The organism is Pseudoclavibacter sp. RFBA6 (genome assembly GCF_002931575.1).
GTDB classification, from domain to species: domain Bacteria; phylum Actinomycetota; class Actinomycetes; order Actinomycetales; family Microbacteriaceae; genus Pseudoclavibacter; species Pseudoclavibacter terrae.
The window spans coordinates 354,174-381,161 of sequence record NZ_PSUA01000003.1 but is presented as its reverse complement, the minus strand read 5'-3'; the positions used below and the strand labels follow the sequence as shown (position 1 = coordinate 381,161).

Below are 26,988 nucleotides of genomic sequence, written 5' to 3'. Positions count from 1 at the left end.
CGGCAAGACGCCGGATGCGCGTGTCCTGCTGGACGCCCTCGCCGAGATCACGGCGGCCGACGCCGCGGCGTCGCCCGCCGTGATCTCGGCGCGGGCGGCCAGCAGGACACGGGCCTCCGGCGTCTTGCCGCTGGCGATGACCGCGGCGCGGGGTGGCTACTCCTCGAGGGGGCCGAGGGCGGCTTGCGCGACGAACCGGGCGACGGGAGACACCGCCACCTCGAGCTCGATGACCGAGATCGTGTTCGTGCCGGATCTGAGGACGGAGCCTGGCACGTACAGCGTCTGCTGCGGCCCGCTCCGCCAATAGCGGCCGAGGAGGAAGCCGTTGACGAGCGCATAGCCCTTGCCCCACCTCGAAGTGTCCAGGTAGAGGTCCGTTGGTTCATCGAGTACGAACTCACCGCGGAGACCCGTGATCCCGAGTGGCGTTCCGCCGTGATGCAGGGGTGCGGACGCGGGGGCGCCGGCGAACCCCTCGGCGATGCTGTCCCCAGCCGCGGCGATCGCTAGCCCGGCTTCGGCGACGTCGATGGGTGTCGCCGTCCATCCTTCGAGCGGTACCCCGTCGAGGAGGGGCGCGCCGATGATGCCCTTCTCCTCGCCGATGCGCTCGGCGTAGTTCACGCGTCCCTGCTCTTCGACGAGCACGCGCAGTCGCTGCCCTGGCGGGACGACGATCGCGGTCTCGTGGAGGGTACGCGAGAGCGTGCCGACTGGGATGCCGTCGACCGAGACCCATGCGTGGTCGCGCACTTCCTCGAACTCGAGGAGGCGAGGCGAGGATGCGTCGGGCAGCTCGACTTCGTAGCTCACGAGCGCGCTGAGGTGCTGCAGCGCGTCGAAGGTCGGTGGCACGGCGTACGTCGCAGGCGAGGCAGGAATCCCGGCCGAGCGAGTCGCGTCAGCCGATGCGGCCGAACCGGCCGAACCAGCCGAGCGAGCGGTGTCAGCCGATGCGGCCGAACCGGGCGAGCCGACGCGGGCGTCCGCGACGGTCGGCAGCCACGCGTCCGCGGCAACGATGGAGAGCGGAACCGTGAGCTCGGGTGCAGGCCCGCCGGCGGCGGGCGATTCGGCGGGCACGTCCGCGTATTTCGCGATGACGTCCTTGAAGGCGAAGAACTTGGGCGTCGGGTTGCCGGCTTCATCGAGTGGGGCGTCGTAGTCGTAGGACGTGGCGATGGGCAGGTAGCGGCCCTTGTGGTTGGCGCCGTTGGTGAGCCCGTAGTTGGTGCCGCCGTGGACCATGTAGAAGTTGACGGAGGCGCCGGCGGCGAGGAGCGCGTCGAGTTCGCGCGCCGCATCCTCGACGCTCGTCGTGTGGTGGAAGGCGCCCCACCAGTCGAACCAGCCGTCCCAGAACTCGGCGCACATGAGCGGGCCGGTGGGCTGGTGGCGTCGCAGGGTGGCGAGGCGCGCGTCGGCGCGTGACCCGAACGAGCCGGTGAGGTGCGCGCCTGCGACGCTGCCGTCGCTCAGCATCTGGTCAGTGGGCTGGTCGATCGTCGTGAGCGGCACGGTGATGCCCGCCTCGCGCGTGACCTCGACGAGCCGCTCGAGGTAGGCGGTGTCGTTGCCGTAGGCGCCGTACTCGTTCTCGATCTGCACGAGCACGACGGGTCCGCCCAGGTCGATCTGCCGCGGCACGACGATGTCGTAGACGCGCCGCAGGTACGTCTCGACCTCGGCCAGGTACGTGGGCTCCGATCGGCGCAGCCCGATGCCGGGCATCGCCGTCAGCCACGTCGGCAGGCCGCCGTTGTGCCATTCGGCGCAGATGTACGGGCCGGGACGCACGATGGCGTGCATGCCTTCGGCGGCGACGAGGTCGAGGAAGCGTCCGAGGTCGTTCCAGCCCGTCGCGTCCCATTCCCCCTTGCGGGGCTCGTGCGCGTTCCACGCCACGTACGTCTCGATGGTGTTGAGCCCCATGAGCTTCGCCTTGTGGATGCGGTCGGCCCACTGCTCGGGATGCACGCGGAAGTAGTGCAGGGCCCCGGAGAGCACGCGGTGCGGCTCGCCGTCGAGGAGGAAGTGCTCGTCGCCGATCTCGAAGGTCATATGGGCGTGTTCCAGTCTTCTGTCTGCGTCGGCAGGGGTTCGGTTTCGGTGAGGCGCTGGCGGGCTGGCGGGCCGCGGTTCAGCGGAGGACGGCGTCGCCGGAGCCTTCGACGAGGCCGCGCACGTCGCCCCAGCTGGGCTGCGATTCCCAGTCGCCGTCGGCGCGGCACGCGCAGGCTCCGCAGGCGGCGGCGGTGAGCATCCGCTGCTCGAGGGTGCCGCCGCGGGTGAGTTCGACGAGGTAGCCGGCGGCGAACGCGTCGCCGGCTCCGACGGTGTCGACGACGTCGACGCGGTAGGCGGGGACCTCGAGCTCGAGCTCGCCGTGGACGCCGGATGCGCCGTGCTCGCCGCGCTTGATGAGCACCTGCGTCGGCCCGAGGGCCTGCAGGGCGCGGGCCTGCTCGAGGGGCGAGGATTCGCCGACGATCATGGCGGCCTCGTCGTCGCCGGCGAAGACGATGTCGCTGAGCGCGACGAGCTCCCGGTAGCGGGGCGCCGCGGTCTCGGCGGACCAGAGCTTGCTGCGGTGGTTCACGTCGAACGACACCGTCACGCCGCGCTCGCGGGCGAGCCGGACGGCGTTCAAGATCGTCTCGGCCGAGCTGTCGCTGAGGGCGAGGCTGATGCCGGTGACGTGCAGCACGTCGGCGCTGGCGACCACGTCGCTCGGCACGTCGGCCGGGGTGATGCGGCTGCCCGCGAACCCGTGCCGGTAGTAGGTGACGCGGCTGTGCCCCGGGCGCGGCCGGTCCTTGACCATGAGCGCGGTGGGAGCATCTGCGTCGATGCTGGCGTGCAGCTGCACCTGCTCGGCCCTGAGGGTGCGACGGATGCGGTTGCCGATGGCGTCGTCGCCGAGCCGTCCGATCCAGGCGACCTCGCTGCCGAGGCGGGCTGCGGCGATCGCGACGTTGCTCTCGGCGCCGCCGAAGCTCATCTCGGCTTCGGACTGCAGGTCGAAGCCGCCGGCGCGGCGCGCGAGCACGAGCCCGAGCGCCTCGCCGATGGTGACGATCCCGCTCACGCGGCGGCCGCCTTGGCCTGCAGCACCGTGGCGGCGATCTGTGAGGCTTCGCGTGCAGCGCCTGCGACGGCGTCGGCTCCCGCGTCGAGGAGCTTCGCGCCGCCGAGCCAGCTGCCGCTGACGGCGAAGACGGCTGGATGCTCGAGGTGCTCGGCGAGGTTGGCGGGTGTGATGCCGCCGCTCGGCATGAACGTGATGCCGCGGAACACGGATGCGTAGGTGCCGAGCAGGGCGAGCCCGCCGAAGTTGCCTGCGGGGAACAGCTTGAGCTGGGTGAGCCCCAGGTCTCGCGCTGCCGTGATGTCGCTGGGCGTGAGGGTGCCGGGGAGGACGGGCACTCCCGCGCGCTGTCCGGCGCGGACGACATCGGCGGACAGGCCGGGCGATACGAGGAACTGGGCACCCGCATCCAGTGCCTGCTGCGCCTGCTCGACGTCGAGGACCGTGCCGGCTCCCACGACGAGGTCGGGGCGGCCGGCGATGTGGCGCATCGCGGCGAGCGCGCCGTCGCCGCGGAGGGCGATCTCGACGATGCCGATGCCGCCGGCGACGAGCCCGTCGGCGAGCGCTTCCGCCTGCGCGATGGTGCTCGGGGTGGAGAGGGGAACGATGGGGTGCCCCTCGAAGAGCGAGCTCATCGGGCGAGCCACCCTCCGTCGACGGGCAGGACGATGCCCGTGACATAGGCGGCGGCGGGGCTCGCGAGGAACACGGCGGCACCGCCGAGGTCGTCGGCCTCGCCCCAGCGTCCGGCCGGGATGCGCTCGAGGATGGAGCGCGAGCGGTCGCTGTCTTCGCGCAGCGCCTCCGTGTTGTCGGTGGCGATGTAGCCGGGGGCGATGGCGTTGACGGTCACGCCGCGCGCCGCCCACTCGTTGCTGAGTGCGTGGACGAGGCCGGCGACGGCCGACTTCGATGCGGTGTACCCGGGCACGTTGATGCCGCCCTGGAAGCTGAGGAGGCTCGCGGTGAAGATGATGCGCCCCTCGCCGCGCTCCACCATCGCGCCGCCGACGATCTGGCTGAGCACGAACTGGCTGGAGAGGTTGACCTGGATGACCTCGTCCCACCAGTCGAGCGAGTGCTCTGCTGCTGGGGCGCGGCGGATGGTTCCGGCGTTGTTGACGAGGATGTCGGCGTGCTTGACGGCGTCGCCGAACTGCTCGACGGCGACGCGGTCGGTGAAGTCGACGCCGTGGCCTTCGAAGCTGCGGCCGAGGGCGCGGACGCGTGAGCCGACCTCGCCGCCGTCGGCTTCCTGCTGCGAGGATGCGGCGATGATGTCTGCGCCGGCTTCGGCGAGGGCCGTGGCGATGCCGAGGCCGATGCCGCGGCGCGCTCCTGTGACGACGGCGGTCTTTCCGGTGAGGTCGAAGCTGGTCATGGTTAGCCTTCCTGGACGTTGACGAGGATCTTCATGGCGGCGGCGCCGGACAGCTGGTCGAACGCCGACTGGGTCTCGCTGAGTCCGACGACGCTCGTGATGAGGTCGTCGGCGGGGACGGCACCCGATGCGAGCAGCTCGATGGCTCGCTCGAAGTCGGCACGCACGTAGACGCGGGCGCCGAGCAGCTCCAGCTCGCGCCAGAAGACGCGGTGGAGGTTGATGGGCACCGGGTTGGGGTGGATGGCGACGAGGACGACGCGTCCGCGGACCTTCGCGTAGTCGACGGCGGTGAGGGCGGTGACGGCGACGCCGGCGACCTCGAAGACGACGTCGGCGCCAGCCGAGCCGGTCGCTTCCTCGATGATCGCGACCGCGTCGCTCGTGGTCGGGTCGATGGTGCGGGCGCCGAGGCGCTCGGCGAGCGCGCGACGCTCGGGGTTGGGCTCGATGACGTAGACGGTCGCGCCGGTGGCGGCGGCGACGAGCGCGATGAGCTGGCCGATGGGGCCGCCGCCGATGACGACGGCGGTCTCGCCTTCGGTGAGCCGCGAGCGCGACACGTCGTGGCAGGCGACGGCGAGCGGCTCGACGAGTGCGGCGTGCTCGAGGGAGAGGGATGCGGGCAGCGGGACGACGAGGTCCTCGCGCACGTTCCACAGCTCCTGCAGCGAGCCGGGCGAGTCGATGCCGACGAAGTTCAGGTTCTGGCAGATGTGCGAGTTGCCTGCCTTGCAGGCGGGGCAGGTGCCGCACCAGTCGAGGGGCATGACGGTGACCTTGTCTCCCGCGGCGAACGCGGTGACGCCGTCGCCGACGGACTCGACGGTGCCGCTCATCTCGTGGCCGATGGCCTGCGGGACGTCGACGCGCGCATCCATCGACCCGTGGAGGACGTGGAGGTCGGTGCCGCAGATGCCCGTGTAGGCGACTCGGATCTGGACTTCGCCGCTGGCCGGCGCTGGCGCCTGGACCTCGTTGACGACGATGCGGTGCTCTCCGCTGTACTGCGCTGCTCTCACTCCCGTGCTCCCTTGCTCGGTGAAACTTGTTTCCGTTGCGAGGTCCGACTGGCGGAACTCGGTTTCATCTGGCTACTATAGCGGTCGTGGCGAGCGCGAAGGCAAGCGCCGCCAGTACTCAACGAGGAGGAACCATGCGGATCAGCAAGATCAGCAAGATCGGCGCCGTCGCAGGCGTCGCAATCGCAGGACTGGCTCTCAGCGCATGCTCTGGCAGCGGCGCAGGCGGCGGCGCTGAAGGCGGAGCGGAACCGGGAGTCGGCGAGCTCATGGGCAGCGAGAAGGCATTCCGAGTCGCCTTCAACCAGAGCGTCGAGCACCCGCAGGCACAGGCGCTGCTCGAGTTCTCCGACGAGCTGTACGAGGCTACCGACGGCCGCTTCTCGCTCGACCTCTACACCGACGAGGTGCTGGGCGACCAGGCATCCACGATCGAGCAGGTGCAGTCGGGCACCATCGACTTCGCGATGATCGCAGGCTCGCTGCTCGAGAACTTCGAGCCCGACTTCTCCGTCGTGAACCTCCCCTACCTCTACGACTCGCCAGAGCACCAGATGCAGGTGCTCAACGACGACGCCATCATGGGCGACCTCTACGGCGCAGTCGAAGACGACAGCATCAAGGTGCTGTCCGCGTTCCACGGCGGCGTGCGCAACGTGTACTCCAGCAAGGGCGCCGTCGAGACGCCCGCCGACCTAGCCGGACAGAAGATCCGCGTCATCGGCTCCGACACGAACGTCAAGATGATGGAGCTCATGGGCGGCGTCGGCACGCCGATGGCCCAGGGCGAGGTCTTCACGGCCATCCAGTCGGGCGTGCTCGACGGCGCCGAGAACAACGAGCTCATCTACTCGAGCCTCTCGCACGACGAGATCGCGCCGTTCTACTCGCAGACGCAGCACCTCATGATGCCCGACTACCTCATCGCGGGCACCACGGTGTGGGACGGCATCGAGCCCGACGTGCAGGCCACGATGACGGACCTGCTCGCAGCCAGCTCCGACCGTGAACTCGAGCTCTTCGCCGAGGCAGTCGACGCCGCCAAGGGCGAGGCCGAAGAAGCCGGCGCCACGTTCAACGAGGTCGACGTCGAGACGTTCCGCGAAGCGACCCTCCCGCTCCACGAGGAGCGCGTCACGAACGAGCGCACGCAGGCCATCTACGACGCCATCGAAGCAGCGAGGAGCTAGCTCGTGAAGCAAGCCGCCGCCGCAGTCGAGCTGTGGTTCGGACGCATCCTGAAAGCACTGGTCATCGCACTCTTCGGCGTGCTGCTGCTGCTCGTGGTGTGGCAGGTCTTCACCAGACTCGTGCTGAACGCGCCCAGCGCGTGGACCGAGGAAGCCGCACGCTTCACCTTCGTGTGGGTCAGCTTCATCGGCATCGCCGTTGTCGTCGGCCAGAAGGCTGACGTCGTCATGGACTTCCTCGTCGAGCGCCTGCCGAGGCAGCTCCAGCGCGGAGCCGACATCGTCGCCTACCTCGCGACCCTCGCGTTCGTCCTCTACGCCCTCGTCTACGGCGGCGGCAAGCAGGCGATCCTCGCCTGGGGGCAGTCCAACCCCATCCTCCCGGTGACGCAGGGCCAGCTCTACCTGGCCCTGCCCATCGCGGGCATCCTCTTCTCGCTCTACATCGTCCTGCACATCTCACGCACGCTCTCCCCCGGCTACTCCGTCAGGTCGCGTGGGCACGAGGACCCGGAGGCCGCATCCATATGATCGAGCCAGGTCTCATCGCACTGATCCTCGTCGGCGGGCTCGTCCTGCTGCTCGCGCTCGGTGCCCCCATCTCCATCAGCATCGGACTCCCCTCGGCGATCTGCATGCTCCTCATCCTCGGCTTCGACAACGGAGCAATCACCAGCGCGCAGCAGATGTTCCGCGGCGCCAACTCGTTCGCCCTGCTCGCGATCCCGTTCTTCGTCCTCGCCGGCGTCATCATGAACAACGGCGGCATAGCGGAACGGCTCATCAATCTCGCCCGAGTGCTCGTCGGGCGGATGCCCGCGCCGCTCGCGCAGACCAACGTCATCGCGAACGCGATCTTCGGCACCGTCTCCGGATCCGCCGTCGCCACGGCCTCCGCAGTCGGCGCCACCATGGCGCCCATGCAGAAGAAGGACGGCTACGACCCCGCGTTCTCCACCGCCGTGAACGTCGCCTCGGCCCCCGCCGGCATGATCATCCCGCCGAGCAACACGCTCATCATCTACTCGCTCGCCGCGGGTGGAACGTCGGTCGGCGCCCTGTTCGTCGCCGGGTACATCCCGGGCGCCCTTTGGGCACTCGCCTGCGCCGTGGTCGTCTTCTTCTACGCCCGCAAGCACCCGGAGCTGCGCGGCAAGCCGCTGCCAGCGTTCGGCGTCATCGTCAGCACCTTCCTGAAGGCGCTCCCCGCGCTCGGCCTCATCGTCGTCGCGATCGGCGGCATCGTCGCCGGGTTCTTCACCCCGACCGAGGGCTCGGCAGTAGCCGTCGTCTACGCCCTGCTGCTGTCGTTCGTCTACCGGACGGTGTCCGTGAAGGACCTGCCGCGCCTCCTCTTCGAGTCCGCGCGAACCAGCTCCATCGTGATCTTCCTGATCGCAGTGTCCTCGATCATGGCGTTCGTCATGACCTACGCGCGCCTGCCGCAGCTGCTCGCCGACACGCTCTTCGGCTGGACGGACTCCAAGGTCGTCGTGCTGCTCATCATGATGATCGTGCTGATCATCATCGGCATCCCGCTCGACCCGACCCCCGCCATCCTGATCTTCACGCCGATCTTCCTGCCCATCGCGATCTCCTACGGCGTCGACCCCGTGCACTTCGGCATCATGATGGTCATGAACCTGTCGATCGGTGTGATCTCGCCGCCATCGGCGCCGGTGCTGTTCGTCGGAGCGCAAGTCGCGGGGGTGAGGCTCGAACCGGTCATCATGCGCCTCCTCCCGTTCCTCCTCGCGCTCATCGTCGTCCTGTTCCTGGTCGTGTTCGTGCCGCAGCTCTCGCTCTGGCTGCCGGGCCTCTTCGGCCTGGTCTGACCCGACCGCCCCTGACCTCAACCGCAAACGAAAGGCATCCCCTTGTCTCACCAGTACCGTCCGGGCCGCCCGGAAGACATCCCCACCCTCGACCAGCAGGGGCTCCGCGACCGCTACCTCGTCGAGCAGCTCCTCACCCCCGGTGAGGTGCGCATCGTGTCGACGCACTTCGACCGCGTCGTCACCGTCGGCGCCGTCCCCGTCGACGCGCCCCTCAAGCTCGAGACCGTCGACGAACTGCGCAGCGACAACTTCCTCGACCGCCGCGAGATCGGCTTCGTCAACACCGGCGGCACGGGCACCATCGTCGCCGACGGAGAGCGCTACGAGCTCGCCAAGACCGCCGTCCTGTACCTCGGCCGCGGCACCGTCGACGTGACCTTCGAAAGCGCCGACGCCACCGACCCCGCCAAGTTCTACGGCTTCAGCGCACCCGCGCACACCGCCTACCCGAACACCCTCGTCACCCCGGAAGAGGGCACGATCCGCGAACTCGGCGACCAGGTCACCTCCAACCGCCGCACGCTGCGCCAGTGCATCCACGAGAACGGCGTCAAGAGCTGCCAGATCGTCATGGGCGTCACCAGCCTGCACGCCGGCAGCATGTGGAACACCATGCCAGCGCACACCCACGACCGCCGCACCGAGGTGTACCACTACTTCGACCTCGACGACGACCAGCGCGTCGTGCACCTCATGGGCGACCCCAAGGAAACCCGCCACCTCATGGTCGCGAACGGCGACGTCGTGCTCTCCCCGAGCTGGTCCTTGCACTCCGGAGTAGGATCCTCAAGCTACTCGTTCGTGTGGGCGATGGCCGGCGAGAACCAGTCGTTCGACGACATGGACTCTGTGCCGATCACCGACATGCGGTGATGACGGAGACGACGAGGATGGTCATCATGGACGACGTGGACCGCTCCCCTGCACCATCCGCAGGGGCAAGCGAGAAGACGCTGCGCGTGCTCGCGGCGGCCCTCGCGCACCCGCGGTTCACGGACATCGTCGCGGAGGCAGGGCTCGCCAAAGCGACCGTGCACCGCATCCTCGCCACCCTCGTCGCGCAGGAGTACCTCGGCGGCAGCGCCGAGCAGGGATACCGGGCCGGCCCGACCCTGCTCGCGCTGTCCGGCCGGGCACTCGCGAGCGTTGACATCTCCAGCGTCGCCGCCCCCCTCGTGGAGCAGCTCGCGGCCGAGGTCGACTGCACCATCCACGTCGGCGTCGCGACCGACTCGGAGATGGTCTACGTCATCCGCCGAGACGCCGCCAAGCCGTACCGCATGCGATCCCGCGTCGGCCTCGCCGTGCCCATGCACAGCTCAGGCATGGGCAAGGTCGTGCTCGCCGACTGGGCGCCCGAACGGGTCGACGCACTCGCCGAGCGCGTGGGTCTCCCCCGACGCACCGACCTCACGATCACCGACCTCGACGCCCTGCACGAAGAGCTCGCCCGAGTGCGGGCTCGCGGCTACGCAACAGACCTCGGCGAGAACGAGAGCGGCACCGTGTGCGTGTCAGCACCCATCCGCGACCACACGGGCGCCGTCACCCACGGCCTCTCCGTGTCGTCGATCGAGCTCGAGTACCCCGGGCACACCATCGAGGAACTCGCCCCCGCCGCGATCGCCGCGGCCGACCGCATCTCACGTCAGCTCGGGGCGCCGCCCGCGTAGTCGTCGCCGGCCCGAGCCGTCACGGCGACACGGCGGTGATTCCTGTTCGCCTCCTCGCGGTGCCTCTCGCGACTCCTCTGACCAACTGCAGTGCAGAATCAGCGTTTGAAACGACCCACTTCACGTCCCGGGTCACTTTCGCACTGAAGTTGGTCAGAGACGCTGCTGGCACTCCGGTATTGAACGCCGCTCGTCGCCGGCTCTCTGCCAGCGCATCGATGCCGCGGGTGAATCTTGCGGTTTCCACGTGGATTTTGCGCAGTGCTCCGGCGAATTGGCGTGCAAGGACTAGCCTCGAATGCCCCCCGAGCCAGCTACGCAGCCAACCGCAAAGGAACACCGAAGTGAGCGATATCCCCAGCCGTCAGCACAGTGGCGACGAGAGCGCGGAGCGAACCTCCACCGTTCCCGTCGAGGCCGTCCGCGCCGCGAACGTGTTCCTGGATGCGCTCATCGCCCATCAGGCGACCTCGGACCCCGAGGTCAACGAGCGCGCGTACAGCATCGCCCTCGAGCCCTTCACCGAACCCGCGACCGAGTCCGAACGTGAGATCGACGACTCGCACGTGTTCGGCGCATCCATGATCAATCAGGCTTGGCTCGCGTCACAGCTGGCACAGGCGACCGGCTCCGACCTGGAGTCCGTGGTCGCGAATCTGCGCACCTATCTGGCTTCGATCAACGACTGATCTGCGGACCCGCTCGCCGTTGCCGGATGTCGGTACTGCGAGTGGGCGCAGCAATCATGAAGCCGGCACGGTTTCCGTCTCCGAGCGACACGATCCTGGCGACTTCGCCGTCCAACTTGAGTGCAATACGGGCGTCTGAAACGATCCATCGGCTCTAACTGGCCGCTTTCGCACTGAAGTTGGACAGCTACTGCGCTGAGAGACCAGATGCGCTGAGGGTCGCTGCGCGGGTGAGCCAGAGCCAGCCGGTGAGGGCGAGGCCCCAGGACAGGAAGAGCGGGTCCCAGAGGAGCGCGTGGCCGACCATGGCGTCGCGGTCGTAGCCGCCTTCTGGCACGAGGATGCCGAGCAGCACCGCGCTGCTCACGACGCTGTTGACGAGCCCGTAGAGCACGATGCCGGGGCCGCCCACCCAGCAGATGACACGCCAGGCTCTCGGCCACGGCATCCGCTGCGCGTCGACGGCGACGGGGATGAGCGCGGCGAGGGCCTTTACGAGCGCGACCGCGCCGAGCATGAGGCCCGACTCAAGCGGTTCGCGCCTCGAGAACTCGACGGCGATCGCCCCGATGGTCGACAGCAGCCAGGTGCCACCGAACGCCCAGTAGGCGCTGAAGGCGGCGTGCACGAGGCCGATCGCGGCGGCGACGAGCACGAGGCTGCGCGCGGTGCGGCGGGTGCTGGAGATGCGGGGGCTTCGGGATGTTCTCGCTGCTCGATCGCTGCTCGTGCCGTCGCCCATCCCCTACTCCCCCGGCGTCTGGTCGCCCGGGTCCTCGAGGTAGACGAGCCCGTTGCCGTCTGGGTCTGTGAACGAGAACATCGGCTCGACGCCCTCCCAGCGCAGCACTTCGTCGTTGTGGAGTTCGACGCCGCTCGCCCTGATGCGGTCGTGCGCCTCCTCCGCGTCGGTGGTGCCGAGGCGCACGGCGATCGGGATCTCACTGTCGTGCGGCAGCAGCACGATGCCCACGCTGGAACCGGGCGGGAGCACCTCGACGTAGCGGGCGCCCGGCCACGCTTCGACGTCCATGACGAGCTCGCAGCCGAGCACGTCCGTGTAGAAGGCGAGCGCCGCATCCACATCGGAGACAGGGATCGAGACGCTGATCACGCGCGTTGTCTTTGCCATGAGTCCAGTTCACCGCGCAAGAGCCGCGATGGCCAGAGCGGGGCGTGGATGTGGAGGGAGTTCGGTGGGGGCTGGCACCTGTGAGCCCTGGCGCCTGCAGGCCGCGGACCTGCGAGACCGGATCACGCGCCGCACAGCGCAGACAAGGCCCGCATGCCGCCGCACCGGCATCGTGTTGATGCTCGGGCGCGGGGGCTGCGGGCCTCGTCTCGTGCAGGCTGTCGTCTGCTAGCTGTTCGCCTTCGCGGTGCGCTTGCGCAGCACGAGTGCCGTGGCCCCGGTGACGAGCAGGGCGATCGCGGCGAGGATGCCGGTGCCGACATGCTGAGCGCCGGTGGTTGCGAGCGCGTCGGACCCGTCACCTGCCGTGTCGCCTCCTGCTGCTGGCGGCGTCGTCGCGGGGACGGGTGCCGTCGTGGCGGACGCGGTGGGCGCTGCCGTGGCGGTCGCTTCCGGGTCGGTGGGCGCTACTGTCGGTGTCGGTGTCGGTGTCGGCTGGACTGTCGGTGCGGGCGTCACGGTTGGCTCGTTGGTTCCCGGTGTGGTTGGCTCCGGCTGCTCGGCTCCTGCGTCGACGAGGCTGATCGTTCCGTCGGCGTTGACCTCGACCTGAGCTGCCATGGCGGCGGCGAGGTTGAGGCGCTGCCAGCTGCCTTCGGTGCCTTCGTCGAGGGGGTATCCGGAGTCGATGGCGGTGAGCTCGAGCACCTGACGGCGCTGCTCGGGTGTGAGGTCGGGGTGGCTCGTGATGAGCAGCGACTCGGCGTTCTCGGGGATCGTCACCGCGTCGCCTGCGGGCGCGATCTGCGGGAACTCGTACGACATCCGCTGCTCGTAGAGCGCGAGCGCGTCCTCATCGGACAGGTACGGGGTGTCGGCGGCGATGCAGTCGGAGAGTGCCGCACCGCATCCGGCCTCGAGGACACCGCGCAGTTCGGTCTCGGCTTCAGCGAACAGCTCGCGGAACGCGGGGTCGCTCATGCGACGTTCGACGATGTGCTGCCCCATCATGCGTCCGCTCATGACGTCGAGCGGGTAGTGGGCGGCCATGACGATGCGGTTGTTGCCGGCCTCAGAGGTGCGGGCGAGGATCTGCGGGGCGAGCTCGGGCAGCATCATAGACAGCGAGGTGCCCTGCCAGTACGCCTGCGAGGTGTGGCCGCTCGGGTAGGCGCCGCTGGTGGAGTTCCAGGCGTCGCCGCCTTCCTTGTCGCGGTATTGGAGCAGCTCCGGGAAGCGGATGTAGGGGCGGTCGTAGTCGAAGTAGTTCTTCGACGGGTTCGACGACGAGTAGTAGCCGACGAGGCCGCCGCTCTTCGCGAGGAGCGCGTCGATCTTGGGGAGTTCACCCGCGAGGCGCGCTTCAGCGTAGATCGCGCCGAGGTTCTCGCCGAGACCATCCGCCATGGAGACGGACATGTCGTCGTACTGGTCGATGATCGCGCGCTCGACCTGCTCGGGGTGGCCGAGTTGTTGATGTCGACGGTCTGGCTGTCGTTGAGCGCGATGATGTCGGCGCGGTCGGTGACGAGCCACGAGAACTGGTCCATGATCGGCACGTAGTCGTACTCGGCGTTCGACGGGTAGTCGTAGGCCAGTTGGTCGTCGGTGAACGGTGCGGCGGATGCTGCTCCCGCGCCGAAGCCGGAGAGGAGCACCCCCAGCCCGGTCGTGACGGCGAAGGTGGAGGCGAGGCGTCGGCGAGACGTCGTGATGCGCATGTGGGGTTCGGCCTAACGGTCGGGAGATGAACCCTGTGAGCGTAGGGACCCGGGGAAATCAAGCGGTGTCCCCTAGGTGGACGGCTAGTGAACTGGGGTGTGCAACGACAACGGGACCCGGCGCGGCGTGCGCGGGGTCCCGTCCCTTCACTGCGTCGGCTCAGTCGGCCAGCTGTGCGGCGAAGCCCTGCAGCCACGGCCGCAGCTCAGGGCCGAGCTTCGGGTCCTGGCTTGCCAGTTCGACGGTCGCCTTGATGTACTCAAGCTTGTTGCCGGTGTCGTAGCGGCGCCCGCCGTAGACGACGCCGACCATTCCCCCGAACGCCTCAGGGTCGCCGGCGAGGACCTCGAGTGCGTCAGTGAGCTGGATCTCGCCGCCGCGCCCGGGTGCGGTGCGCTCAAGAACATCGAACACCTCGGGGCGAAGCAGATAGCGGCCGATGACCGCGAGGTTCGACGGCGCATCCTCGCGGGCCGGCTTCTCGACGAGCCCCGTGAGCTGGATCGTGTCGGGACCGACAACACCCTGCTCACGCGGGATGCTGGTGTCGTACGCGGCGACGCCGTAGGCGGAGATCTGGTCCAGGTCGATCTCCTGCAGAGCGACGACGCTCGCGCCGGTCTGCTCGTGGACCTCGATCATGCGCTTCAAGAGGTCGCCGCCCGACGACATGATGTCGTCGCCGAGGAGCACCGCGAAGGGCTCGTGACCGATGTGCTGCTTGGCGCGGAGCACCGCATGGCCGAGTCCGAGCGGGTCGCCCTGGCGCAGGTAGTGGACGTCAGCGAGGTTGGTGGCTGCATTCACTCGAGCCAGCTTCTCGTGCTCGCCTCGCGCCGCGAGCAGCGACTCCAGCTCGGCGACGCGGTCGAAGTGGTTCTCGAGCGATGCCTTGTGGCGTCCCGTGATCATGAGCACGTCGGAGAGACCAGCTTCGACTGCCTCTTCCACGACGTACTGGATCGCGGGGCGATCGACGACAGGAAGCATCTCTTTCGGGATGGCCTTCGTCGCAGGCAGGAATCTGGTTCCGAGGCCGGCGGCTGGGATGACGGCCTTGGTGATGGGTGCATGCATGAGACAAGAGTATTAGAACCCGGTATCCAGCATATTTCACTCGCCGCCAAGTGACGCCTCGTGTAGGCGTGGACGCGACGGCAGCGTCGGTCCACAAGAATCTGCCGGGGCTCCCGACTAGAGTCGTACGCGATTCATGCCTCGCGCATCGCGAAGCACCGGTTCGGACGAAGCAGTCACACATCTGCCGTCGACCGGCGCAGTGGGTACGCCGCTGATACACGGATGTGTTGGCAGGAGGCGCAGATGCACGACATGGAGGGATCCACGGAAGGATTCTGGTCTCGGGCCAGATCGCTCGTCGCAATCGCATTCGCGTGCGTGCTCCTTGCGCCCATCGGCCCGGTGTTCTTCCCGACGCGGGAAGCCCCGTTCAGAGCCGACGTGATCCTCGTGCTCGGACCTGCATCCGATTCGCGGCTGCTCTTCGCCGAGCGCCTCATCGATGCGGGCTACAGCGACACGTTGCTGATCTCGGCGGCAGTGAGCGGGCCAGGTCGTACGCCGCTCATCGAGCAGTTCTGCGCGAAGACCAGGCCATTCACCGTCCACTGCCAGCAGGCGGAGCCGTTCACGACGCAGGGGGAGATCGGCTGGCTCGAGCGAAGCGCGTCCGGACAGGGCTGGAACACCGCTCTTGTTGTCACGGAGACGACACACGTGCAACGGACTCGGCTCTACGCGGACCGCTGCTTCAGCGGACACGCCCGAGTGCTCTCCGACGAGACGCCCTTGAGCTCCCTCGAACTTCCGTACGAGTACGCCTACGAGACGGCTGGCTTCCTCAAGGCGGCGCTTGTCAGCCGCGGCTGCGCGTAGGCGTCAGCCGCGACCGACAGCGGTTACGGGCGTCCCATGCCGAAGTACGTCCAACCGGCGGCTCGCCACTGCGTCGGGTCGAGGCAGTTGCGTCCATCGACGACGACCCGCTTGTCGACGAGTTCGCCGGCGGCAACGGGATCCAGATTCTTCCGATACTCGTCCCACTCAGTGACGACCACCACAGCTTCCGCACCTCGAAGTGCCGTGTCGCGATCCTCCTCGAACCCGAGCTGCGGGTGCGCTCTCCTGGCGTTCTCGATGGCCTCGGGATCTGTCACCGTCACGACGGCGCCGAGACCGTGCAGGCGGACAGCGACGTCCAAGGCAGGCGAGTCACGAATGTCGTCGCTGTGCGGCTTGAAGGCGGCGCCAAGGACCGTGACCTTGCGGCCATAGACACTGCCGTCCAGGGCAAGCGAGACGAGTTCGACCGCGCGCTCACGGCGTCTGAGGTTGATCGCATCGACTTCCCTCAGGAAGCCGACGGATTCGCCCTTGCCGAGTTCCTCCGCGCGGGCCGCGAACGCTCGGATGTCCTTCGGCAGACAACCACCGCCGAACCCGATCCCGGCGCCGAGGAACCTCCGACCGATGCGCGCGTCGTGGCCGATGGCGTCTGCGAGCTGCGTGACGTCAGCGCCCGTGACCTCGGCGATCTCCGCCATCGCGTTAATGAAGGAGATCTTGGTGGCGAGGAACGCGTTCGCGGAGACCTTGACCAGCTCAGCCGTGGCGTAGTCGGTCACGATGAAGGGCGTGCCCTTGTCAGTAGCCGGGTAGTAGAGCTCGCGAAGCGCCTGCGCGGCGTCCTCGCCTGCCGCACCGGCGGGGACGCCGACGACGAGGCGGTCTGGATCGATGGTGTCCTGAACCGCCCACCCCTCGCGGAGGAACTCGGGGTTCCAGACCAGGGTCGCGCCAGCAGCGGACACGCGGGAGGCGAGCTGCTCGGCGGTTCCGACAGGGACGGTGGACTTACCCGCGACGATGTCCCCCGGGCTGAGGAACGGAACCAGCGCATCGACCGCTGCGTTCACGTAGGTGAGGTCGGCTGCATATCCGCCTCGCTGCTGTGGGGTGCCGACTCCGATGAAGTGGATCCGGGCCCCCTGGACTTCGGAGATATCCGTCGTGAAGCGCAGGTTGCCGTTCGCGACCCCGGCGGCGAGCAGTTCGGGAAGTCCCGGTTCGAAGAACGGCGCCTTCGCGTTCGAGAGTGCCTCGACCTTGCGAACATCGACATCGACTCCGATGACGTCGTGCCCGATCGACGCCATGGCAGCTGCATGCACTGCCCCGAGGTATCCGCATCCGATCACTGAGATTTTCATTACGTGGAGCCTTGTCTTTCTGGGATGGGCGGGGAGGTTCTGCGAGGTCGGTCAGGCAGTCAGCTGTGGGTTCGTGCCAACTAACCGCTGAAGGGGAGAGCTCTCGTGACTGGCTTTCGCGTCTTCGAACGGAGCTCGCCCTTCACCGGGGGCGGTGCATCCGATTCAGCGGATGCCTTCTCGGCGACCTTGTGGGCGCCGAGGACCGCGAGCAGGATGGGGAGGATCACGTAGGGGTTGTTGGGGCCGGAGACGGAGAGCGAATTCATCGCTGCGATCAGGAGGAGCGCGGCGGCCAGGAGCCTCGGTACGGCCGAACGCCGCATCAGATACCACATGAAGCCGAAGGAGATCAGGAGGCCGACGATGCCGGCGTCGAACACGACGCGCATGAAGAAGGCATGCATGATCACCGAGTAGCACGAGCCGTCACCGGTCGAGCTGAACAGATTCTCGTAGCCGCTGAGCGCCTCGCAGCCGCCCGGGCTCAGCGGAGTGATGGGTGTCGTGCCGACAAGCCACTCCCCGATGCCCCAGTCCCGCGTCTCACTGAAGAACACATCGAGGAAGTTGAGTCGATCGAGTCGATTCTCGCTTGCTGCTCGGTCCTGGAAGAGGTCGTAGGCGATGAATCCTGCTACCGGCAAAGAGATCAGGGCGAGGTAGCGCACGAAGATGTTGCCTCGGTCGGTCTGCGTCACCGCGTACATGGCGAGCACCACGAAGGCGAGCACACCGCTTCGCGAACCGGCGATGACGGTCGAGACGCCGAGCGTGAGGACGATGGGCAGCCTGCTTCGCCCCAGATGGCTGTAGATGATCGCCACGAGGCCTGCGAAAAGGGGGATCTCGAAGTTGTTCTCGAGCAGCAGCCCCGGGCGCAGGCCGAGCGTGAGCTGAGTGAGGGCTCCCTTGATGATCGCGAGGATCAGCAGAGTCCAGGTCGCGCCGATGAGGAGCTTGGCGCTGCCCCAAGTCTTGCCGACGGCGAGAGCGAGGACGATGAGGTAGAGCACCCAGCGATACGCCTGCGTGAAGTCGTAGAGCGGCGCGTCCGTCGCGAGTGCCGGGATGATGCGCGTCAGCGCGTACCCGAGGAGCAGGAAGATCGTGATCGTGGTGTGGATCCGAGTGCGGAACAGCAGGTAGAGGGCGAGGAGGCCTATCCAGGCGTCGAGCATCTCGGTCACCGGCAGGGGGCCGCCGCGGCCGAGGACGAACGCGCTGATGACACCCGAGCCGATCAGCATGATGCAGAGCACGGCGGTCAGGAACCGAGGCAGCGGGTGTGCAGGGAAGACGCTCTGCACGATCGCGCTCTGACGCGCTCGGAGCGAACTTGGTCGTGCACGAGTCGCGAGAGGTGTCCTGATGTCCGCCATAGATTAGCGCCCCGTCTTCACAAGGGTCGTGATGTTCTCCAGGACGGCCGATTGCTCCGCCATGCGCTTCAGGAGGAGCTCGGCCATGCGAGATCGCAGTTCTGTGTCGGAGATCGCCGACCGGACTGCTGCGGAGAGCGCGGCGGCGTCATGGTCGGTGAACACGGCCGCCGAGCCGAAGAAGTCCACGAGCACCTGCTGCCGGCTCGCGACCAAGGGCGTGTTGGCGCTGAGAGCCTCGTAGCCCGCACGTTGCATGGTGTCCGCGCGGCTCGTCAGCGCGAGAGCTGCTGAGGCGTTTCCGAGCAGGCTCTCGTACTCCTCCTGGGATACGAAGCCGGTGAATTCGACATTCTCGGGAGCCGCGTCGCGCACCGACTGCGGGGCACGACCTGTGAGCTTCCAGACGACCTCCGGCGTCGAGCGGGCTGCCTGCAGGAGCTCGTCGATGGGCTCATCAGCTGCGTAGCTGAGCGGGCAGAGCACGTAGTCTCGCGTCACGTCGATGGCCTCCGCTGCGTCGGATGCATCGAGCACGTCGTGCAGGACGTGCACGAACCGCACGCGCTCGCCGACCACATCCGCCAGGGCATCGTTCGTCACGATCACGTGATGCCGACGAAGGAGTCGCAGTCCCAGCTTGGTGAACCATGACCACTTCGAGTCGTTGAAGAAGCCACTGTGGAGGTCGCCGTAGAGAACGACGCCCCTTCTGGTGCTCGCATACAGTCTGGCGACCAGCAGAAGCGGCGCAGGCGGCTGCATGAAAAACACCACGTCTGGTCGACGGGCCCTCAGTGCCTTCCAGGACCGCCAGGAGAGCTGCGCGTACTTCAGAGCGAGATTCGACTTCTTGCTGACGGGAACGATGTTGTCGAGGCCGACGGCGCGCGCAATGTCCCTGCTGCGACCGTGGTCGGTCCAGCTGACGAATACTCCGCTGCTTGTCATCTCTTGACTCCATCATCGGCAGCCTGGGTTGCGCGCGCGTACGCACTGCGAACACTATCGAGGTCGAGATCGTCCACCTGCACCGGAACGCCGAGATCGAGCTTCTCGAGGAGCGCGGTGATCTGCTGCTGGTGGTCATCGACGTGCTCGCCGCTTGCGGCACGCCGAGGGACCACGACCGGTGACTTGCCGAGGTTGAGGAGGTCCATGACCGTGCCGACGCCTGCATGCGTGATCACGATGTCCGCGTCGCGTGAATTCTCTTCGAACTGGTCGGCCGTCATGTATTCGTGCACCGTACCTGGCAGGTCATCCCGGTCTGTCACGCCCAGCTGCCAGGTAGTCCTGGAGAGATCGACTCCCGAAGCCAGCAGCCGATCGACGAGCGCATCGAAGCGGTACGGTCGGATGGTCCCGAGGGTCACGAACATCCGCGGCTTCTCCGGGAGCGTTCCCAGGTCGACCGGCGCTGTCCGGTACTCGGCGAGAACGGGTTCGACGGGAATCCAGCGACCCCGTGCCCACGCGCGGTGCTGCGTGTGCATCTTCGCGAGACGGCTTGCGTAGAGGATGCGTCCGGAAAGGGATGGCCCGTTGACCCGGGACACGCTCTCGATGTACGACGCGGGGATCTTGTGCTTCCTCGCCATCGGCAGCCCAGCGAGAGCCAGGCCGGCTCCCGTGCTCACGGCGCTGTCGAACTTCTCCACCTTCAGACGCCGGTTGATGATGCGGGCGGCCCGCAGCATCGCCCGCCAGTCGCGGGGCGCGACGTAGGGGACGTGCAGGACGCGCTTGCCCCGGAGCAGGCTCTTCGACTGCTCGGTGTCGAACGTCACCCAGAGTGACTCGTCGCTCGCTCCGAGCCTCTTCTGCAGTCGCACGAGCTGCGCGAGATGACCGCCCGTCGAAGCGATTAAGAGCAGCTTCCGACCCTCACGGGTCATCGGCGCACTCCTCGGGCGAGAAGAGGGGCCGTTGTTGTCACGCGGGGGACGTGCATAGTTCGCTCCGTTAGGGGTATCAGGAACAGTCAGAGGACGAAGTGGTTCGGAACCGAGCCGCCTTAGGATTGGCGATTCTTGCGGCTCACGATGATCGGCATCTGCCCTGTGCCGATCTTGCGGTACTCCGTGGTCGGGTTCCCATCCCCGTCGGTCCCGTAGTAGGCGCCGTAGCCGCCATAGGAACCATAGGCGTAGGAGTCCGGTCCCTTCGTGGGCACCTTCGTGACCACGATTCCCGAGACCTCAGAGCCGATGCCTTCGAGCTGGGCGACGGCACCGGTCAGCGCGGATCGCGGTGTCTGGCCGCTGGCGACCACAAGGAGGGTTCCGTGAGCGAGCTCGCTCAGAACCGCTCCGTCGGTGACGAGCAGCAGCGGGGGCGCGTCGATGATGACGTAGTCGTGTTCGGCCAGGAGCTGGTCGTGGACCTGCTGCATGGTGTGCGACCCGAGCAGCTCGCTCGGGTTCGGCGGGATGCGCCCTGCGGGGAGGACGTAAAGACGGCCACGGCCCCAGCGCTGCAGGACATCCTTCGGCTCCGCGCGGCCGCTCAGGAGGTCGGTCAGACCGACCGAGCCGTCGACGCCCATGGTCGTTGCGACCTTCGGCTTGCGGAGGTCGCCGTCGACCAGCACGACCTTCGCACCCTGCTCGGCGAGAGCGATGGCGATGTTCGCCGACGTCGTGCTCTTGCCCTCGGATGGCAGCGAGCTCGTGACGACGAAGCTGTGCCTGGTGTTCTCGATGTCCATGAAGCGCAGGTTCGTGCGCAATGCGCGGTACGACTCGGCCTTGGGGCTCTTGGGCTCCTCGTGGACGATGAGCGGCCGCTTTCCGGCGTCGGGGTCGAACGCGATCGTGCCGACGATCGGGCGGTCCGTGATCTGGGTGATGTCGTGGGTGCTGCGGATCTTGGTGTCGATCAGCTGGCGCAGGAAGGCCACGCCGATTCCAAGGGCAAGTCCGACGATGGCCGCGATGGCGATATTGATGGGCACTCGCGGGCTCACCGGGCTCGACGGAACGTTCGCCGACTGAACCGGCTCGATCTTGACGAGGCTCTGCGACGCGCCTTCCGGCTTCTCCAGCTCGTTCACGATCACGTCGATGAAGTTGCTCGCAACCGAGTTGGCGATCGACGCAGCGAGGACTGGGTCCTCGTCGATGACCGCGATCTCAATGACCACAGTGTTGAGCTGGTTGGTCGCGGTGATCTGCTCCGCGAGCTGACCCGGGGTCCGGTCCAGCCCGAGCTCTTCCACGACGCGAGAGGTGACGATCTCCTTGTTGACGACGGTCGTGTACGACTGCACCGCCTGACGCGCGAACGTGGTTCCCTGGGCGAGCTCCGCGGTCACTGAGGTGTCGGAGGACCGGACTGAGACGTACACCTCAGATACGGACTCGTACTTGGGTGTCATGAGCAGCGATGCCCCGGCCCCGGCGGCGATACCCGCCAGCGTGCAGATCAGGATGATGATCCAGTTCTTGTGCAGGATTCGCAGATAGTCGCGCAGTTCCATAAAGGTCCGTCCGTGTGTCTCTCGCGCTCGTGCCGCAGCCGCTTTCGCGGCTGGCACGAAACGGGTGGCTCGCGGTTCGGAGCGCAGGGGGTATCTCAGGCAGGCGGGGGCAGGCCCTACCTCATACTACTTGTGTCATGTTATTCGGCTGTAAATTCGTGAAATGTGCCGATCTGGTCCCAAATTGGCACAGTGGCGCGCAGGCCGCCGATCAGCCGCCAATTTCCGCGGGCAGGCCCGCGTCGACAGCATTCGCGATCAACTGGTGACCCGCGTCGTCCGGGTGCAGACCGTCCAGTTCGAAGTACTGGAATTCGTCCTCGAAGAGGTGACCGACTTCCAGGTACTGGCCTCCGACAGCCGCCACGTCCGCCTTGATCAGCTCACTCGTGAGGGTCAGCTGCTGCGGGTAAGCCGTGGCCACCCAGAACGGCGAGACCGCCACGATGCGGGCATCGGGCAGACCCGCGCGCAGGTCGGTGAAGACCGACTCGACGCCGAGTTCCTGGTCGAGCTCCGACATGTTGAGACCGCCGGAGACGATCACCACGTCGGGCTGCGCTTCGATGGCTTCCTCGACCTGGACCGCGTACGAGTTCCACTCGTCGAGACCCTGGCCGTAGCTCGCGCCACTGACGCCGAGGTTCAGCTCTTCCCAGCCGTTCGCCGCCGCGAGCAGCGTGGTCCAGCGCAGCGACGGGTCGCTCGCGCCGACACCCTCCGTGTAGGAGTCGCCGATGAAGGCGACCGTCAGGCCGGTACCAGCAGGGGTCGCCGATGGTGCGGAGGGGGATGGAACGCCACCCGGGTTCGCCGACGCATTGGCGTCTTCCGAGCTGGATATCGTAAGAACTGGTTCTGCGCCGGCCCCCGCGGGGGCCTCACGTGGCGTGAATGCCAGAGCCACCAACGCAGCCGCAGCGAGAGCCACGACCACGAGCAGTGTCAGCTGGGGCCAACGACGCGCACTCTGGTTGCGTGTTTTCATTTCCAGTCATCGTACCGGGCTGAACGCATGCTGAGAGCTACGGGACGGGATTCATTAGGCGAAGACCTAAATATTAACGCCCAATCATATTCGTCGTCGATCGCTATCTGACCCGTCGGCTGGGCGGACTCAAGACAGATCGCGCTTCTTCCGCGCGGGCACACCCGCGTACAACGAGTTCGCCTCGCAGTCCGCCGTGACGACGGCGCCAGCCGCGACGATGGTTCCTGGCCCGATCGTCACGCCAGGAAGAACGGTGACGTTCGCGCCGATCCAGCACCCGTCTCCGATCCGCACAGGAGCGACGGTGAGAGCCCCCGCCCGCTGCTGCGATGGACCCACCTCATGGCTCGCGGTCGTGACGAGCACACCCATCCCGAAGTACACGTTCTCGCCGACAGAGATCTGCCCGTGCGTGGAGAACATGCACCGCGTGTTGATGTACGAACCACGTCCGATCGCGATCCGGCGACTCCCGAACCAGACCCCGGGAGAGATTCGAGACTTCTCGACCGACGCCCCGTAGGCGCGAAGCAGGCGCCACCTCGCAGGCATGGGAACGAGAGAACTCGCCAGGATGCGGTTCAGGTAGACGTTGCGGACGAGTCCGGGCCAAAGCGAGCTGAGACGTGACATGACACCCAGCATGCCCGGAGAATTCCACGCGAGAGGACAATTCGGCGTTCAGTGGCCGAAGATTACCTCCGTCGCTGCATCAGGAACTCCGGCGAGACCCCGCGAGGCGGAACCCTTCGCGCAACCCGCCGAATCCGGCCGCGAACTTCTCGCGCCGCCCGCGCCGCTCCTTGAGAGGACGCGCGAGGAGCTTGAGCGTCTCGACCGCGCCGCCCCTCAGCAGAAGGTTCCAGCGTGAGCTCCAGCCTGAGGCCACGAGCATGCGGTTGCGCTGCATGTAGCGGTAGTAGACGGCGCTCTTGCCGTGCGAATCACCCGAACCACCGACCGCATGCCACACCACGGCGTCGAGGTCGACGGCGAGCCGAAGGCCGAGGGCAGTCGCCCTGTCGGACAGGTCGGCGTCCTCCCAGTAGAGGAACAGGTCCTCGCGGAATCCACCGAGCTCAGCGAACGCGCTCGCACGAATCAGGGGCGCTGCCCCGGTCACGAAGCTGACGTCGTGAAGTCCGGAGAGGCCGGCTGAGTCCTCGGCTAGGTGAAGATGCTGCGTTCGGCCAGACCTGCGCTGGATCTCGCCCCCTGCGAACCACACGACGGGGCGCTCGCGAGCTCCCGTCAGGATCAGCGGCGAGACGAGATCGGCTCGGTCGTCGTCGAAGACCGCCACGAGCGAGCGAGCCGCCTCATTCGAGACCTCGGCATCGGGGTTCACGATCCAGATGAGATCTTCGGGGGCTGCACCCAGAGCCTCGACAGCCCGATTCACTCCTGGCCCGAAGCCAGCGTTCGAGTCGAGCAGGGACAGCGTCACCGGAACATCCGACGCCGCAACCGCCTCCCTGACGAGCTCACGCTCACGCTCGTCCGAGAAGTTGTCGACGACGGACACTCGCTCGACTCCGGCTTCGCCGAGGGAAGCGAGGCAGCTCGTGAGGAACTGCGAGCTTCGATAGTTGACGACCACTGCGAGAAGCTTCATAGAGACCCAAGCGTACAAGCCCCGCGCATCCTGGCCGCCTGCGCTGAGGTTGCGAACGAACAAGTAGTCTGTCCCAGTAGTCGCGGGCGCGGTGGCGTGCCAGAAAGAGGTGCCGAAGCATCGTGCGGATCCTAATTCTCTGGGCGGACTCCCGTTCCCCCAACCTCGGAGTCCAGGTCCTCGCTCAAGGGCTCAAAGCTCTTGCCGAGGAAGTCTGGGGAGACGACGTCACCGTCGACTTCCAGGATTACGGACGCGGAGACTCCGAAGTCGGGTTCGGCAACAAGAGCATCCTCAAGGATCTCGGCCGCCGCAACGGACCGCTGAAGTCGAAGCTGCGGGCCTACGATCTCCTCATCGATTCCGGAGCGGGCGACAGCTTCGCCGACATCTACGGCTTCCAGCGCCTCGCGTGGATGTTCAACGCGCACCGCTTGGCCGCGAAGCTGCGCATCCCGGTGATCCTCGGCCCGCAGACGATCGGCCCGTTCGACAAGGCCTGGGGACGGGCCATGTGCCGCTACATGCTGCGCAAGGCGCTCCAGGTGCACACACGTGATTCCGAGAGCGCGACCTACTCCACGAACATCATGCGCGTGACCCCAGACGCTCTTTCCACAGACGTGGTCTTCGCGCTGCCGGTTCCCAAGGTCGAGAACTCCTACGACGTTCTCCTGAACGTGTCCGGTCTGCTCTGGCAGCCGAACCCGCACGTCGACAATGTCCGGTACCAGCGCACGATCCGCTCCCTGATCAAGGATCTGCAGTCGAACGGGCGCACGGTCACGCTCCTCTCGCACGTTATCGAGAACCCCCGCCCCGACAACGATGTGCCCGTCTGTCGTGCTCTCGGCGCCGAGCTCGGACTGGACGTCGTCGTTCCCACGAACCTCGCGGAAGCTCGCGAGGCAGTGGCCGCCGCCAACCTCGTCATCGGGTCTCGGATGCACGCCTGCCTCAACGCGCTCTCGACGGGAACGCCGTCGCTCCCGCTGGCTTACTCCCGAAAGTTCGCGCCGCTCATGAACGGCATCGGCTGGACGCATGGCTTCGACCTGCGCGACGACGTGGACCGGGTCGCACAAATTGGCGAATCGGCACTGTCGCTCCTGGGTGCGGCCGGCAAGCAGGAAGCATCCGTCCTTCGCGAGCGGGCCCAGGCGCGCCTCAGCCTGTCCGCAGCAGCGATGAAGAAATTCTCTCGACCGTAGTGGCTGAGTCAGGGGTCGCTTCGAGAGCCTTCAGAACACCCGGTGCGCAGTGAAGTGGCTGAAGAAGATTGTCCACCTCTTCACGGATGACAGCCCGTCGCTCCTTGCCTTCTCCCGGATTCTGGCGTCCGGACTGGCTCTGATCTCTGCACCGATCGTCGCACGCGCGATCGGGCCAGCGGGCCGAGGCGAGACCGCGGCCGCCATCGCGCTGTTCCACATCGTCCCCGTCGTCCTGGCGTTCGGGGTGCCTCTCGTGGTGAGACGGCGATCCGCAACAACGGACGGCAAGCAGGCCATCGCCACCGCCCGTCTGATAGCCATCATCGGCTTTGTTCCCGCTGCCGCGGCGGCGTTGCTCGTCAGCAACCTGCTGCTCCGCGACTTCGACCCTGTCAGCCGAGCAGTCGCCACCGTCGGTATCGCCGCGGCACCGATGGTGATGAGCTGGATGTGCGACATCGGCGTCTTGATCGCACATGCCCGCTATCGAGCCGTCTTCGCGATGCAGATCATCCAACCGGTCGCCTACCTCACCCTGATCCTCACGGTCTCCCTCCTCGGCATCGCGAGCACCGCCACAGTTCTCGCGTGCTATCTCAGCGGCCTACTGGCGACATTCGTCACGGGCATCGTTCTCGTGAGAGGAGACTGGAGTGGCGCACTGAAGCGGTTGCCCGGAGTGACCCGTGAGGGAACCAAATTCGCCGGGGCGGCCCTCGCAGAAACCGCGTCCAACCGCCTCGACCAAGCCATCGCGCTCCCACTCCTGGGGGCGAGCCAGGCAGGCCTCTACGCCGTAGCCACGACCATCGTGACGATTCCGCTGGCTCTGGGACAAGCGCTCGGCGCAGCGTACTTCACGCCGATCGCACGAGCAGAGGCCGGAGATGCCCGACGCGGCTTGCAACAGCAGGCAGCTCGTTCCGCGTTCGCGATCGCGCCCCTCGCGTTCATCGCCATGTGCATCGCGGCACCACTCATCGTCCCGCTCCTGTTCGGCTCCGAGTTCGCAGGCGCAGTCCCCGTCGTCTGGATCGCCTCGACCGGCGGCATCGCCATGACATCCGGGTACGTGCTCTCCATGGCTCTGGCCGCTGACGGACGCGGCGTGCGCATGACCATCGCCCAGACGGTAGGGCTCGCACTCGGGCTGGCCGCTCTGTTCGCGCTTGGCCCCATCCTGGGAGCGCTGGGCGCCGCGATCGCCTCTTCGCTCGGCTACCTGCTGATGCTCGTCATGCTCGCGACGGGCCTGCGTTCACCCGTGAGCTCACTGATACCGCGCGTGGCCGATGCCCGCGAGGCGATCCGTAGGCTCACTAAGCGGGATTGAC

General features: G+C 67.2%; 26 protein-coding genes. 9 read left to right on the top strand and 17 right to left on the bottom strand.

The features are described 5' to 3' along the window. Positions 1-156 precede the first annotated feature (156 nt). From C5C17_RS02340 to C5C17_RS02320, 5 genes are all read right to left on the bottom strand, one after another. On the bottom strand, positions 157-2,064 hold the full coding sequence (locus C5C17_RS02340; RefSeq protein ID WP_104251745.1) for a beta-galactosidase family protein: 1,908 nt from the start codon (positions 2,062-2,064) through the stop codon (positions 157-159). 79 nt (positions 2,065-2,143) lie between these two features. Beyond that, positions 2,144-3,091 carry a sugar kinase gene (locus C5C17_RS02335; RefSeq protein WP_219820451.1) on the bottom strand — a complete coding sequence of 316 codons (948 nt, stop codon included), beginning with the start codon at positions 3,089-3,091 and terminating at the stop codon, positions 2,144-2,146. Beyond that, entirely contained in the window at positions 3,088-3,729 is a 642-nt protein-coding gene (locus tag C5C17_RS02330) for a bifunctional 4-hydroxy-2-oxoglutarate aldolase/2-dehydro-3-deoxy-phosphogluconate aldolase (protein ID WP_104251744.1), read from the bottom strand. The genes C5C17_RS02335 and C5C17_RS02330 overlap by 4 nt, the downstream gene beginning before the upstream one ends. Next, positions 3,726-4,475, bottom strand: coding sequence for an SDR family oxidoreductase (locus C5C17_RS02325; RefSeq protein ID WP_104251743.1), 750 nt, complete (start codon positions 4,473-4,475; stop codon positions 3,726-3,728). Before C5C17_RS02325 ends, C5C17_RS02330 begins: the two co-directional genes overlap by 4 nt. 2 nt (positions 4,476-4,477) lie before the next feature. Beyond that, on the bottom strand, positions 4,478-5,497 hold the full coding sequence (locus C5C17_RS02320) for a zinc-binding dehydrogenase (RefSeq protein WP_104251742.1): 1,020 nt from the start codon (positions 5,495-5,497) through the stop codon (positions 4,478-4,480). Positions 5,498-5,631: 134 nt separating this feature from the next. On the opposite strand from C5C17_RS02320, the gene C5C17_RS02315 reads away from it, so the two are divergent. The 6 genes from C5C17_RS02315 to C5C17_RS02290 all read left to right on the top strand — a co-directional run bounded on the left by C5C17_RS02315 (position 5,632) and on the right by C5C17_RS02290 (position 10,887). Continuing rightward, positions 5,632-6,687 carry a TRAP transporter substrate-binding protein gene (locus tag C5C17_RS02315; RefSeq protein WP_104251741.1) on the top strand — a complete coding sequence of 352 codons (1,056 nt, stop codon included), beginning with the start codon at positions 5,632-5,634 and terminating at the stop codon, positions 6,685-6,687. Positions 6,688-6,690: 3 nt separating this feature from the next. Further along, a complete protein-coding gene (locus C5C17_RS02310) occupies positions 6,691-7,218 on the top strand; it encodes a TRAP transporter small permease (protein ID WP_104251740.1) in 528 nt (175 codons plus the stop codon). Then, a complete protein-coding gene (locus tag C5C17_RS02305; RefSeq protein ID WP_104251739.1) occupies positions 7,215-8,522 on the top strand; it encodes a TRAP transporter large permease in 1,308 nt (435 codons plus the stop codon). The genes C5C17_RS02310 and C5C17_RS02305 overlap by 4 nt, the downstream gene beginning before the upstream one ends. A gap of 42 nt (positions 8,523-8,564) precedes the next feature. Further along, the gene (gene kduI, locus C5C17_RS02300) at positions 8,565-9,398 is read left to right on the top strand and encodes a 5-dehydro-4-deoxy-D-glucuronate isomerase (protein ID WP_104251738.1); all 834 of its coding nucleotides are present in this window, start codon (positions 8,565-8,567) and stop codon (positions 9,396-9,398) included. Positions 9,399-9,424: 26 nt separating this feature from the next. After that, on the top strand, positions 9,425-10,198 hold the full coding sequence (locus C5C17_RS02295) for an IclR family transcriptional regulator (protein WP_181028444.1): 774 nt from the start codon (positions 9,425-9,427) through the stop codon (positions 10,196-10,198). 344 nt (positions 10,199-10,542) lie between these two features. Beyond that, positions 10,543-10,887 carry a hypothetical protein gene (locus C5C17_RS02290; RefSeq protein WP_104251736.1) on the top strand — a complete coding sequence of 115 codons (345 nt, stop codon included), beginning with the start codon at positions 10,543-10,545 and terminating at the stop codon, positions 10,885-10,887. Between the two features lie 187 nt (positions 10,888-11,074). Here C5C17_RS02290 and C5C17_RS02285 read toward each other — a convergent pair whose 3' ends face one another. From C5C17_RS02285 to C5C17_RS02270, 4 genes are all read right to left on the bottom strand, one after another. After that, the gene (locus tag C5C17_RS02285; protein WP_104251735.1) at positions 11,075-11,629 is read right to left on the bottom strand and encodes a DUF3995 domain-containing protein; all 555 of its coding nucleotides are present in this window, start codon (positions 11,627-11,629) and stop codon (positions 11,075-11,077) included. 3 nt (positions 11,630-11,632) lie between these two features. Further along, positions 11,633-12,019 (bottom strand): VOC family protein, encoded by a 387-nt coding sequence (locus tag C5C17_RS02280; protein ID WP_104251734.1) that lies wholly within the window; start codon positions 12,017-12,019, stop codon positions 11,633-11,635. 228 nt (positions 12,020-12,247) lie between these two features. After that, a complete protein-coding gene (locus C5C17_RS02275; protein WP_258065818.1) occupies positions 12,248-13,555 on the bottom strand; it encodes a phosphatase PAP2 family protein in 1,308 nt (435 codons plus the stop codon). Positions 13,556-13,900: 345 nt separating this feature from the next. After that, complete coding sequence (locus C5C17_RS02270; RefSeq protein WP_104251733.1) at positions 13,901-14,818, bottom strand: UTP--glucose-1-phosphate uridylyltransferase; 918 nt, start codon at positions 14,816-14,818, stop codon at positions 13,901-13,903. Between the two features lie 246 nt (positions 14,819-15,064). On the opposite strand from C5C17_RS02270, the gene C5C17_RS02265 reads away from it, so the two are divergent. After that, on the top strand, positions 15,065-15,637 hold the full coding sequence (locus tag C5C17_RS02265) for a hypothetical protein (protein ID WP_104251732.1): 573 nt from the start codon (positions 15,065-15,067) through the stop codon (positions 15,635-15,637). A gap of 23 nt (positions 15,638-15,660) precedes the next feature. Here C5C17_RS02265 and C5C17_RS02260 read toward each other — a convergent pair whose 3' ends face one another. From C5C17_RS02260 to C5C17_RS02225, 8 genes are all read right to left on the bottom strand, one after another. Further along, the gene (locus C5C17_RS02260; RefSeq protein WP_104251731.1) at positions 15,661-16,971 is read right to left on the bottom strand and encodes a UDP-glucose/GDP-mannose dehydrogenase family protein; all 1,311 of its coding nucleotides are present in this window, start codon (positions 16,969-16,971) and stop codon (positions 15,661-15,663) included. Between the two features lie 80 nt (positions 16,972-17,051). After that, positions 17,052-18,281, bottom strand: coding sequence for a hypothetical protein (locus C5C17_RS02255; RefSeq protein ID WP_146079050.1), 1,230 nt, complete (start codon positions 18,279-18,281; stop codon positions 17,052-17,054). A gap of 75 nt (positions 18,282-18,356) precedes the next feature. Further along, the gene (locus C5C17_RS02250) at positions 18,357-19,304 is read right to left on the bottom strand and encodes a glycosyltransferase (RefSeq protein WP_104251729.1); all 948 of its coding nucleotides are present in this window, start codon (positions 19,302-19,304) and stop codon (positions 18,357-18,359) included. Next, on the bottom strand, positions 19,301-20,251 hold the full coding sequence (locus C5C17_RS02245) for a glycosyltransferase (protein ID WP_104251728.1): 951 nt from the start codon (positions 20,249-20,251) through the stop codon (positions 19,301-19,303). The genes C5C17_RS02250 and C5C17_RS02245 overlap by 4 nt, the downstream gene beginning before the upstream one ends. A 119-nt stretch (positions 20,252-20,370) precedes the next feature. Beyond that, complete coding sequence (locus tag C5C17_RS02240; RefSeq protein WP_104251727.1) at positions 20,371-21,834, bottom strand: polysaccharide biosynthesis tyrosine autokinase; 1,464 nt, start codon at positions 21,832-21,834, stop codon at positions 20,371-20,373. A 211-nt stretch (positions 21,835-22,045) separates the two neighbouring features. Further along, entirely contained in the window at positions 22,046-22,822 is a 777-nt protein-coding gene (locus C5C17_RS02235) for an SGNH/GDSL hydrolase family protein (RefSeq protein WP_104251726.1), read from the bottom strand. A gap of 129 nt (positions 22,823-22,951) precedes the next feature. Next, positions 22,952-23,458, bottom strand: a complete 507-nt coding sequence (locus C5C17_RS19070; RefSeq protein WP_308471301.1) for a DapH/DapD/GlmU-related protein — start codon at positions 23,456-23,458, stop codon at positions 22,952-22,954. Positions 23,459-23,537: 79 nt separating this feature from the next. Further along, positions 23,538-24,440: a glycosyltransferase family 2 protein gene (locus C5C17_RS02225; RefSeq protein WP_104251725.1), complete on the bottom strand. Its 903-nt coding sequence runs from the start codon at positions 24,438-24,440 to the stop codon at positions 23,538-23,540. Between the two features lie 122 nt (positions 24,441-24,562). Here C5C17_RS02225 and C5C17_RS02220 point away from each other — a divergent pair, with 122 nt between their 5' ends. Both C5C17_RS02220 and C5C17_RS02215 read left to right on the top strand, forming a co-directional pair. Next, on the top strand, positions 24,563-25,651 hold the full coding sequence (locus C5C17_RS02220) for a polysaccharide pyruvyl transferase family protein (protein WP_181028443.1): 1,089 nt from the start codon (positions 24,563-24,565) through the stop codon (positions 25,649-25,651). Positions 25,652-25,700: 49 nt separating this feature from the next. Beyond that, positions 25,701-26,987 (top strand): lipopolysaccharide biosynthesis protein, encoded by a 1,287-nt coding sequence (locus tag C5C17_RS02215; RefSeq protein WP_104251723.1) that lies wholly within the window; start codon positions 25,701-25,703, stop codon positions 26,985-26,987. Position 26,988 lies beyond the last annotated feature (1 nt).